This window comes from Bacillus sp. AFS018417 (assembly GCF_002560985.1).
In the GTDB taxonomy this organism is placed as follows: Bacteria; Bacillota; Bacilli; order Bacillales; family Bacillaceae_G; genus Bacillus_A; species Bacillus_A rhizoplanae.
This window is the reverse complement of the sequence record NZ_NTTM01000076.1, coordinates 1-11,073: the sequence shown is the minus strand read 5'-3', so window position 1 is coordinate 11,073 and position 11,073 is coordinate 1. Positions and strand designations below refer to the sequence as shown.

The 11,073-nt window shown below is 36.9% G+C and carries 10 protein-coding genes; 3 read left to right on the top strand and 7 right to left on the bottom strand.

Annotated elements, in window-relative coordinates:
- Positions 1-257: 257 nt before the first annotated feature.
- The 5 genes from rpoZ to CN326_RS22190 form a co-directional block, all read right to left on the bottom strand.
- Positions 258-470: a DNA-directed RNA polymerase subunit omega gene (rpoZ, locus tag CN326_RS22210; RefSeq protein ID WP_098311141.1), complete on the bottom strand. Its 213-nt coding sequence runs from the start codon at positions 468-470 to the stop codon at positions 258-260.
- Between the two features lies 1 nt (position 471).
- Positions 472-1,089 carry a guanylate kinase gene (gmk, locus tag CN326_RS22205; RefSeq protein WP_098311140.1) on the bottom strand — a complete coding sequence of 206 codons (618 nt, stop codon included), beginning with the start codon at positions 1,087-1,089 and terminating at the stop codon, positions 472-474.
- 13 nt (positions 1,090-1,102) lie between these two features.
- Positions 1,103-1,366, bottom strand: a complete 264-nt coding sequence (remA, locus tag CN326_RS22200; RefSeq protein WP_020059206.1) for an extracellular matrix/biofilm regulator RemA — start codon at positions 1,364-1,366, stop codon at positions 1,103-1,105.
- A gap of 66 nt (positions 1,367-1,432) precedes the next feature.
- Complete coding sequence (locus tag CN326_RS22195; protein ID WP_098311139.1) at positions 1,433-2,308, bottom strand: YicC/YloC family endoribonuclease; 876 nt, start codon at positions 2,306-2,308, stop codon at positions 1,433-1,435.
- A 97-nt stretch (positions 2,309-2,405) separates the two neighbouring features.
- A complete protein-coding gene (locus CN326_RS22190; RefSeq protein WP_098311138.1) occupies positions 2,406-5,126 on the bottom strand; it encodes a calcium-translocating P-type ATPase, SERCA-type in 2,721 nt (906 codons plus the stop codon).
- 104 nt (positions 5,127-5,230) lie between these two features.
- On the opposite strand from CN326_RS22190, the gene CN326_RS22185 reads away from it, so the two are divergent.
- A complete protein-coding gene (locus tag CN326_RS22185; RefSeq protein WP_098311137.1) occupies positions 5,231-6,940 on the top strand; it encodes an Rqc2 family fibronectin-binding protein in 1,710 nt (569 codons plus the stop codon).
- Between the two features lie 386 nt (positions 6,941-7,326).
- The gene (locus CN326_RS22180; protein WP_098311136.1) at positions 7,327-8,394 is read left to right on the top strand and encodes a M24 family metallopeptidase; all 1,068 of its coding nucleotides are present in this window, start codon (positions 7,327-7,329) and stop codon (positions 8,392-8,394) included.
- 260 nt (positions 8,395-8,654) lie between these two features.
- Here CN326_RS22180 and CN326_RS22175 read toward each other — a convergent pair whose 3' ends face one another.
- Together CN326_RS22175 and CN326_RS22170 are read right to left on the bottom strand one after the other, a co-directional pair.
- Positions 8,655-9,167 (bottom strand): DinB family protein, encoded by a 513-nt coding sequence (locus CN326_RS22175; RefSeq protein ID WP_253630235.1) that lies wholly within the window; start codon positions 9,165-9,167, stop codon positions 8,655-8,657.
- 49 nt (positions 9,168-9,216) lie between these two features.
- Positions 9,217-10,185, bottom strand: coding sequence for an aldo/keto reductase (locus CN326_RS22170; protein WP_098311135.1), 969 nt, complete (start codon positions 10,183-10,185; stop codon positions 9,217-9,219).
- 150 nt (positions 10,186-10,335) lie between these two features.
- Here CN326_RS22170 and CN326_RS22165 point away from each other — a divergent pair, with 150 nt between their 5' ends.
- On the top strand, positions 10,336-11,001 hold the full coding sequence (locus tag CN326_RS22165) for a TetR/AcrR family transcriptional regulator (RefSeq protein ID WP_098311134.1): 666 nt from the start codon (positions 10,336-10,338) through the stop codon (positions 10,999-11,001).
- Positions 11,002-11,073: the final 72 nt, after the last annotated feature.

Here is an 11,073-nt window from a genome sequence, read left to right as displayed (position 1 = left end):
ACTAACCATCAGTGGGGATAAAGGCCCCACTGATGGAAGTTTCACTTTATTTTCACTTCGCATGTGGCAGAAAAAGGTCCTGACCGCTTCTTTGCATGGCCAGATGCTCTCGCTCACCTAAAAAGAAAGCTTTTATGTCGTTTTTTTAATGTTGATTTATCTATATCGTAAAAAAATAACAACCTACTTGTAAATAGGTTGTTACTGTTACATAGAAAAGTATAGTATCTATGCCTCTATTTGTCGAAAAGAAAGCTTTATTTTTGGTTATTATCTTCACTTGGTTCGTAGTTTAATAATTGTGCATTAATCTCTTCTAATGCTTTTCCTACAAACTTATGAGATACTGGTTGTTCAACACTACAATCATTATGCTCTTGCATTTCACGAGCGCGCTTTGCAGCTACTGTTACTAGCGTATATTTAGAATCAATTTTTTGTAACAATGCATCAATAGATGGGTTTAACATATTATATTTCCTCCGTCATTTCTTTATAGTATTTTGCTACTCGCTCACGGCGACAATGTTCACCTATCACAATTGCCTTAATACGTTCGCAAGCAAGTTCCACTTCATCATTTTCTACTACGTAGTCATAAGCATCCATCATTTCGATTTCTTCTTTTGCTACTGTTAAACGATTTTGAATTACTTCTTCTGTTTCTGTACCACGACCAACAATGCGGTTTTTTAGTTCCGATAAACTTGGAGGAGCTAAAAAGATGAATACTCCTTCTGGAAAAGCTTTCTTTACTTGAATCGCGCCTTGCACTTCGATTTCTAAGAAAACATCTTTCCCTTGCTGCAATGTCTGCTCTACATAATCAATTGGTGTTCCGTAATAGTTTCCAACAAACTCCGCCCATTCAAGCAGTTTATTGTTACGAATCATCTCTTCAAATTCTTCTCTCGTGTTAAAGAAATAATCAACACCATCTACTTCTCCTTCACGTGGTTTACGCGTTGTTACAGAAATAGAGTATTGTAAATTTGTATCTTCTTGATTGAACAATTCCTTTCGAACCGTTCCTTTTCCAACACCAGAAGGCCCTGAAAGAACAATGAGCAACCCTCTTCTACTTCTCATATATATGTTAAACCTACCCTTCGTCACTTAAATCTTCTTTATTATTTAATCGATGAGCAATTGTCTCCGGTTGTATTGGACTTAATACAATATGTCCATCATCCATAACAATAACTGCTCGTGTTTTTCGACCATAAGTAGCATCAAGCAGCACATTTTGTTCGCGAGCTTCCTGTACTAACCTTTTAATCGGTGCTGATTCCGGACTTACAATGGAAATAATTCGATGTGCAGATACGATATTTCCATATCCAATATTTAAAAACCGCATGGCCATAGTTTGCGCCTCCTAGTAAGTCTATCCGATTTCTCTCTCTCGTATAACTCCGTATACAATTGACAGCTACTCAATATTTTGTACTTGTTCACGAATTTTTTCAAGATTATTTTTCATTTCAACAACATATTTTGAAATTGTTAAGTCATTTGCTTTCGAACCAATTGTATTTATTTCACGATGCATCTCTTGTACAATAAAGTCCATCTTTCTTCCAACCGGTTCTGTACTTTGCAGCGCCTCTTGAAATTGTTCTAAATGACTTTGCAGTCGAACTAACTCTTCATGAATATCACAGCGGTCTGTAAACACCGCTATCTCTGTAAGTAATCGTTGTTCCTCTAATTCTTGATTATGTAATTCTTTCAAACGGTTTTCCAAACGCTCACGATATTTTTGAATGACTGACGGCGCATAGGGAACAATGGCATGCACGCACGTGTGAATTTCTTGCAAACGATGCTCCAAATCTTTATGCAGTCGTTCTCCTTCACCATCACGCATCGTTTTTAACATACTAGCTGCGCGGCGAACCGCTTCATACAAACTATGTTCAAACGTTTCATTTACATTCTCAACTTCTTCAATTGCTGTCACTTCTGGCATAGCAATAAGCTGCTGTAATGTAATCGAATCCTGTAATTGAAATTTCTCCTTCGCTTCTTCCATAATGAGCTTATATTGCTCTAAAAGGGACCAGTCCACGCGTAATTTCCGTTCAACGAGCCCTTCCCCTTCAACAATAATCGATACTTCAATACGTCCGCGGCCAACTTGTTCTGCAATTAATTTACGGATTTTATCCTCGAACACCATCATTTGCTTCGGAAGACGAATATTCATCTCTAAAAAGCGATGATTGACCGACTTCATTTCTACTGTAATTTGAAACGCATCACTTTCTACCTTTGCGCGTCCAAACCCTGTCATACTCGAAATCATTTTATCACATCCAAGCCATGATCTTACTCAATGAAAAAGGTAATAGAGACTCTACTCTACTACCTTTTGAAATTATATCATACTTTTATCCCATTTACTATTTCAAGTTTACACCTCTTTTATATACAATTGGTTTCTTCTTTTCAGGCTTCCCGGTTAGTAAAGATCCCACTAATAAGAATGTTGGAATAGAAGAAAGACCAACAATCAAGAGCCAATCTCTTGCTTTAATTGGCATGGTACTAAAGATCGGTTGCAATGGTGGATAATAAATCACTACTAACATTAGTAAAATCGAAATAAGCACTGCTCCTACTAAGTACATATTTCCAAATGGATTACGGTGAAATACAGAATGCTCACTGCGACAATCAAACACATGAATAAGCTGTGCTAAAACAAGTGTTGCAAAAGCAACTGTTTGTGCATACTTTAATTCATTTGGATTTTGATTGTGTGCAATAATAAACGCTAAGAGTGTCATAGCACCAATTAAAAAACCGCGGCTAACAATTTTCCATGCAAGTCCTCTCGCAAATACTCCTTCTTTTGGATGACGCGGTTTCCTACGCATAACATCACCTTCTGGTGCATCAAGCCCGAGCGCCATTGCTGGTAAACCATCTGTTACTAAATTCACCCATAATATTTGAATTGGTACGAGCGGCAATGGTAATGCTAGTATCATCGCAAATAACATAACTAAAATTTCTCCAACATTTGATGCTAATAAATAACGAATAAACTTCCGAATGTTTTCGTAAATATTTCTTCCCTCTTTAATTGCTGCTTTTATAGTAGCGAAGTTATCGTCTAATAACACAAGAGATGATGCCTCTTTTGCGACATCTGTCCCCGTAACTCCCATCGCTACCCCAATATCAGCTGCTTTTATAGCAGGGGCATCATTCACACCATCACCGGTCATCGCCACAATATGATCTTTATTTTGCAGCGCCTTCACAATTTTCAATTTATGTTCCGGAGAAACACGTGCAAAGACATACGTTTCATCCACAATATCTTCTAATTCTTCAACCGACATGTTTGCGAGTTCAATTCCTTCCACAACGCGGCCACCAGGTGGTAAAATTCCAAGCTGCTCAGCGATTGCCATCGCTGTTACTTTATGGTCTCCTGTAATCATAATCGTTTTAATACCCGCATCTTTACATTCTTGCACCGCTTGCTTCACTTCTGGTCTTGGCGGATCAATCATTCCTTGCAATCCAATAAACATTAAATCTTGTTCTGCTTCTTGTTCACTTTGAATGTGATCAGTTGTTTTTAATGGTTTAAAAGCAATTGCAATTGTACGAAGTGCTTGACTTCCTAAATGATAAATCGCCGTTTGCACTTCGTTTCTGTACAATTCTGTTAATGGCTGCTGTTTATTTCCCCATAAAATAGTTTGACTCATTTTTAATAAAACATCAGGTGCTCCCTTTGTTATCACAAATTTTTTCCCTGTTTTGTCACGAACAATTACACTCATCATTTTCCGCGTTGAGTCGAACGGAAACTCGTGAATAATTTCAAATTGATCCTTTATACCTTCTCTTGAAATGCCAGCCTTCATCGCTGCTACAACGAGTGCCCCTTCTGTCGGGTCACCGTCTAATACATACGTTTTTTTCTTTTTCACAATATTTGCGTTGTTACATAAGCATCCGAATGTGAGGAGTTGATATAAGGAACGGGCCGCTGTTGGATTTACTTTCTTTTCATCTTTTATAAATTCACCTTTTGGTTCATAGCCCTGCCCCGTTACATTCCAGATTTCACCACTCGACCAGACATGCGTAACCATCATTTTATTTTGCGTCATCGTCCCTGTTTTGTCTGAACAAATGACAGATGCACATCCCAACGTTTCAACCGCTGGAAGCTTTCTTACAATTGCTTTTTTCTTAATCATACGCTGAACGCCAAGTGAAAGTGCTACTGTCACAATCGCAGGCAATCCTTCCGGAATCGCTGCAACAGCAAGCGAAACACCTGCTAAAAACATATGGTACATTTCATTACCTTGATAAACACCAACTAATACAACAAGTGCCGTTAAAATTAATGCGACGATAATTAAAATTTTCCCCAGCTGCTCAAGTCTTCTCTGCAGCGGCGTTTCATTTTGCTCCGCATTTTGCAGCATATTTGCAATTTGCCCCATTGCTGTATTCATTCCTGTGCCAATAACAACTCCAATGCCGGATCCTCTTGTAATCATAGTACCCATAAATGCCATATTTGTTTGATCACCAATTGAAACATCCGAACCATGCAAAACATCAATTTTCTTTTGCACTGGCACGGATTCTCCTGTTAATGCTGATTCTTCAATATATAGACTCGAAGCTTCAATGAGGCGCACATCAGCACCGATACGATCCCCGCTTGAAAATTTAATAATATCCCCAAGCACAAGGCCTTTCGAAGGAATTTTCATCCACTTTCCATTTCGAAGTACAGTTACTTGCGGGGCGGCAAGCTCTTTTAATGCTTCCAACGATTTCTCTGCTTTTCTCTCTTGAAAGAAACCGAGAATTCCATTGATAATGACAATTGCAACAATAGCAATTGCATCAACATATTCTCCTAAAAAAGCAGAAATAATCGTTGCTCCAAACAAAACAAGTACCATAAAATCTTTAAATTGTGCTAAGAACACGACAAGTGCAGAAGGCCGTTTTGCTTCTTGGAGTTCATTTGGGCCAAGTTTTTTTAGTCGACCTTGCACCTCTTGCTCTGTCAACCCTGTCTTTACATTTGTATTCGTTCGCTCTTCAACTTCATGTGCACGCAGTTCATACCAATTCATCTCGCCATCTACCTCCTGATTGCAGACATGCTCTAATGAAAGCTTATTCAGCCTCGTCCGAAAAAATGCTATAATTAACTTTTAGTAAGAAAGGAGTGTTCAACGTGGCATTCGATGGATTATTTACAAGAGCAATCACACACGAAATTGCAAATTCTCTTCAAACAGGAAGAATTTCAAAAATATATCAACCGTCAAAATATGAAATTTTGTTACATATTCGGGCAAACGGAAAAAATCAAAAACTACTTCTTTCCGCACACCCAACGTACGCGCGCATGCACCTTACAACACAAAATTACGATTCTCCTGCATTGCCGCCAATGTTTTGCATGCTTCTTCGTAAACATTTAGAAGGTGGATTTATTGAGAAAATTGAACAAATTGATTTAGAACGAATCATCCAAATTACTATTCGTAGTCGCAATGAAATTGGTGATGAATCATTAAAAACATTAATTATTGAAATAATGGGGCGTCATAGCAATATCATTTTAGTAGACTCCAAAACAAATATAATTTTGGATAGCCTAAAACACGTTTCCTTAGCGGTAAACCGTCACCGCACTGTATATGCTGGAGCTGAATATATAGCACCGCCTGCACAACAGAAAATCAATCCATTGCAAATTGAAACGCAAGAAGAATTTATTCGACCGCTAGACTTTTTAGCAGGAAATATGGATAAACAACTCGTAGGAGCTTTTATGGGGATTTCTCCCCTATTTGCAAAAGAAGTAGTTGCAAAAGCTGGAATGGTGAATGAAAATGCATTATCCGAAGTATTTTTTACATTACAAAAACTATTACTAAAACATCAGTATACTCCTTCGATGATCATAGCTAAGGGGAAAGAATTCTTTTATTTATTCCCACTTTCACACTTAAAAGGTGAAGAGAAAGCATTCTCATCTGTAAGCGAATTACTAGATCGTTTCTTCTTCGGAAAAGCAGAGCGGGATCGAGTGAAACAACAGGCTCATGATTTAGAACGTTTTATGCAAAATGAAAAAGCAAAAAACGAAAAAAAATTAATTAAATTGCAAAAAACTTTAGAAGACGCAAGTAAAGCAGATAAATATCAACTATTTGGTGAATTGCTTACAGCCAATATGTATGCAGTGAAAAAAGGCGACAAAGAAGTTGAGGTTATCAATTACTATGATGAAAATAGCGGAACTGTAAAGATCACCTTAGATCCATTACGCACACCGTCAGAAAATGCACAGCGTTATTTCCAAAAATATCAAAAAGCAAAAAATTCTGTAGTAATCGTTGAAGAGCAAATTGAAAAAACAAATGAAGAAATATTTTACTTTGATAGTTTACTACAGCAAATGGAGGCTGCTTCTTCTAAAGATATTGAAGAAATTCGTGAAGAACTAGCCGAAGAAGGATATATACGTAATCGCAAGTCAAAAAACGCAAAAAAGAAACCAGCAAAACCTGTATTAGACAAATATATTGCAAGTGATGGAACAGAGATTTTAGTCGGAAAAAATAACAAACAAAACGACTATTTAACAAATAAACTTGCACGCCGTGATGAATTTTGGCTTCATACGAAAGACATTCCAGGCTCACACGTTGTCATTCGTTCATTAGAGCCAAGCGAAGAAACATTAATTCAAGCTGCAAAGCTCGCTGCTTACTTTAGTAAAGCAAAGGAATCGAGCTCAGTTCCAGTCGATTATACAAAAATTCGTCATGTGAAAAAGCCGAGCGGAGCGAAGCTTGGATTTGTTACGTATGATAACCAGCAAACGGTGTATGTAACACCTGATGTGGATACTGTTATGAAGTTGAAAGCTTAAAAACAAAGAGATGATTACAATATTGTAATCATCTCTTTGTCTTTCATTTTTTACACAATCATTTGTGATGTCAAATAATATAGACACNNGTGTCTATATTATTTGACATAGATATAAAAAACTCTTTTCTTCGCAGAGCTTTACTCCCTACTCATGCGGGATAAAGTGAAACTTCCATCAGTGGGGGTTTTCTTCATCTCCACTCATGGTTAGTTGAACCAATCGGGCTTTTACGGGCAGTTACCCCCCTATCTTCTTCGCTTTTCTCTGAATCTTGAGGTGGGGGTCTTACTGCCCATTAATGCGGGATAAAAGATTTTCTCTCTTATAAAAAAAGATTGGCACTATTATTGCTTTATATAAGGAGATGAAAGGGAGGAATTAACATGACTTCAAGAATCAAAAAAATACAAGAACAGCTACATCAATACGGAATAGACGGATTACTGATTACCAAAAAAGAAAACCGCCGATATGCATCTGGATTTACAGGTACTGCTGGAGTTGTCTTACTCTCTCCTACAAATGCAGTATTTATTACAGATTTCCGTTATACAGATCAAGCGAAAGCACAAGTACACGAAGCAGAAATTGTTATGCATAAAGGGAACATAGAACAAGAAATTGCCGCGCAAGTAAACCGATTACAAATAAACAAATTAGGTGTAGAAGAAAATAATATGACGCTGAAACAATATACAGCGTTACAAAATTATATAAATATCGAACTTGTTCATGTAAATGAAATAATAGAGACGATTCGTACCGTGAAGGAAGAGACTGAAATCGAAATGATTAAAATTGCAGCTCGCATCGCAGATGATGCCTTTCAACATATTACAAGCTTCCTTAAACCTGGTGTATCTGAATGGGATGTAAGAGATGAATTAGAATTTTTCATGCGAAAACAAGGTGCTTCCTCTTCATCATTTGACATTATCGTAGCCTCTGGCACTCGCTCTTCTCTCCCGCATGGGGTAGCTACAAGTAAAATCATTGAAGACGGGGATATTGTTACATTAGATTTTGGTGCACTTTATAACGGATATTGCTCTGATTTAACGCGCACTGTTGCCATCGGTAGTTGTTCTGAGGAATTTGTAAAGATATACAACATTGTACTTGAAGCTTTAAAGCGCGGCACCCAAGCAATTCGCCCAGGTGAATCAGCAAAAACAATCGATGATATTACAAGAAATTACATTACTGAACACGGCTACGGTGAATACTTCGGTCATTCAACAGGCCATGGAGTTGGATTAGAACTTCATGAACCTCTTCGATTATCAAAAGATAGTACAGACACACTGCTAGAAGGAATGGTTGTAACCGTAGAACCAGGTATTTATATCCCAAATTGGGGCGGTTGCAGAATTGAAGATGATATTGTCATTACGAAAACTGGTTATGAAGTGATTACACACGCTAATAGAGAGCTTATTGTTCTAAGTTAAAATGTAGCTTTGAAAATCGAGAGTTTTCTTTAGCCCTACTGTTCATTAGATCTGACCAGTCGAACTTTTATGGATTGTTTATCCTCACCTAACTTCTTTGTTTTTGACATAACTTTGAGGTAATGGATGAATGGTGAGGGGAAGAATTAATAAAACATAACAGGCTTCTTTCAATATGAAGAAGCTTGTTTTTTTATTTCACCAACAAGTAATCAGAATCCATTTTCTTTAACTACGGCTTAGTGAGAAAAGTTATTTCCTCAAGCTGGATAACCGCCACTCGGTGGAGGCCACGCCTCAAATAAACGACGCAGCAATACAATTTCTCCCAAATGATAACTATTATGTGAAGCAATATTACGTAACGTATCGGCCCTTGTTATATCTGGATAACGCGCTAAAGGCTCATCAAGTTTTGTAGTTTGAGCAATTGTACAAGCAGTATCGATTCCCGCTAGAAATTGTCTTATAATCTCCGCCCATTCTTCTTGATTTTTCGCTATATGTTCAACTGGCCAACTCTCCTTCACGTGCGCTGGAAGTTGTGGTTTTTCTCCATGTAAACCAAGTAAGAGAAAATCTTGCCAATATTTCATATGCATCACTAGTTGGTAGATGGAATACGGAATGTTTTCTACTTGTTTTCCTGATAGTTCCCAATCAATATCTGCAATTGCATTTTTAATTGGAATATGCCCGCGTTCTCCTTGTAACGATTTTACTAACGTTCTAGCAAATGATTCATTCAGCAAATGCTTGCTTTCTGTTTGCACATCATCCCATCCTTTTCCTTTTCAATTGATTTTTTATAGATTACCAATCTTAATATCGATTACCAAACGTATCACCAATAGGTGCAATCGTATTTAAGTATGCTAGTTCTTCTTTTGTTAAAGTTATTTCAAGAGCCGCTATGTTTTGCTCTAAATACTTCACTCGCTTTGTACCTGGAATTGGTACGATTCCCTCACCTTGTGCAACGACCCAGGCAAGCGCTAATTGTGCAGGCGTACATTCTTTCTCTAATGCAAGCTGTTTAATTCCTTCAACAATTTTCATATTAGAAGCAAATGCCTCTTCTGAAAAACGTGGATTATAGTATCTCCAATCATCAGGTGTTAATTGATCACGGCTTGTTAAATTACCCGTTAAAAATCCTCGGCCAAGTGGACTATATGGAACAAATCCAACGCCTAATTCACGACAAACCCCTAAAATATCTTTCTCTGGATCGCGAGACCAAAGAGAGTATTCTGTTTGAACAGCTGAAATTGGATGAATTGCATGAGCTGTTTTTAATTGCTCACCTGTTACTTCAGACAGTCCGATATAACGTACTTTTCCTTCTTGCACTAACTCTGCCATCGCACCTACAGTTTCTTCAATTGGTGTATTTGGATCAACACGATGTAAATAATATAAGTCGATGTAGTCTGTCCCTAATCTTCTTAAACTTGCTTCACATGCTTCCTTCACATATTGAGGGGAACCGTTGTATCCTAACGCTTTTGTTGCATTTCGCAGTGCTCCAAACTTCGTTGCAATTTTCACATCATGCCGAAATCCCTGTAACGCTTTCCCTACTAGTTTTTCATTTGTTCCCATTCCCTCTTCATCATATCCATAAATATCCGCTGTATCGAACATTGTAATTCCAAGTTCAAGAGCATGATGAATTGTTTTTGTCGCCTCTATCTCATCTGTCTGACCATAAAATTCAGACATTCCCATACAACCTAATCCCATTTCCGATACTTCTAATCCTTGTGAACCTAACTTCTTCTTTTTCATAAGTTCGCCTTCTTTCGAAAAGATACTGTAAAAAGAGAATAGCATACATCTGAAAACAAGTAAACTATTTTTACTTTTTTAGTTCAATTAGTTTAATTTGTATAAATGCATAAATTTATTTATAATAAATGAATTGCAAGGAGGGTTGTTATGTTAAATAAAAATATTGATGATCAAGTAGAAATGAGAAAAAAGCTCATTTTCAAATTATTACCGATCGTAAAAAAACAAGGAATAAGCCCATTACGAACAGATGATATTGCTCGTTATATGGATATTAGTAAAGCAACGATGTACAAATACTTCTCATCAAAAGAAGAGATTATCCAATACATCGTCAACATTTATGCCGAATATATTACTAGTATTGATCAAACGATTTTTGAAGAAACAGTTCCGTTTGGAGAAAGATTTCAAAAAACATTTGAACAATCATTACTCATTTCTTTTTACATATCTGATGCCTTTCTATCAGATTTAAAACATAATGCTCCAGTACTATATGAACAAATCATACAAGCTCAAAACGAACGAAATAATCAATTAAAAAAATTCTATGAGGAGCATATAGAAAAAGAAGTGTTCAATGCTGTAAATCCAGTACTTATCCTTATCCAAGACGATGTGCTACTACGAAAGCTCTTTGAACCTACAATCTTAATTCAAAACAATATGACTTTATATCAAGCACTCTTTGATTATTACATGCTTAAAAAGCATCAAGTCATCCACCATGAATATAGAAATAATGTAGATGATGAAAAAATGAAATCAACGATACAATACATCGTGCAAAAAGTATCCAATTATATATAGATAGGACACCAACTAACACTTGTTTCGTCTAAAGTGAACTTAAATACACAAAAAAGCAGCTCTATAATTCAT

Excerpts from the sequence above, each read along its gene's own strand:
- CN326_RS22195 (WP_098311139.1), bottom strand. The coding sequence starts at position 2,308 with ATGATTTCGAGTATGACAGGGTTTGGACGCGCAAAGGTAGAAAGTGAT.
- CN326_RS22170 (WP_098311135.1), bottom strand. The coding sequence starts at position 10,185 with ATGAAAAAGAAGAAGTTAGGTTCACAAGGATTAGAAGTATCGGAAATG.
- CN326_RS22190 (WP_098311138.1), bottom strand. The coding sequence starts at position 5,126 with ATGAATTGGTATGAACTGCGTGCACATGAAGTTGAAGAGCGAACGAAT.
- CN326_RS22180 (WP_098311136.1), top strand. The coding sequence starts at position 7,327 with ATGACTTCAAGAATCAAAAAAATACAAGAACAGCTACATCAATACGGA.
- rpoZ (WP_098311141.1), bottom strand. The coding sequence starts at position 470 with ATGTTAAACCCATCTATTGATGCATTGTTACAAAAAATTGATTCTAAA.
- gmk (WP_098311140.1), bottom strand. The coding sequence starts at position 1,089 with ATGAGAAGTAGAAGAGGGTTGCTCATTGTTCTTTCAGGGCCTTCTGGT.
- remA (WP_020059206.1), bottom strand. The coding sequence starts at position 1,366 with ATGGCCATGCGGTTTTTAAATATTGGATATGGAAATATCGTATCTGCA.
- CN326_RS22165 (WP_098311134.1), top strand. The coding sequence starts at position 10,336 with ATGTTAAATAAAAATATTGATGATCAAGTAGAAATGAGAAAAAAGCTC.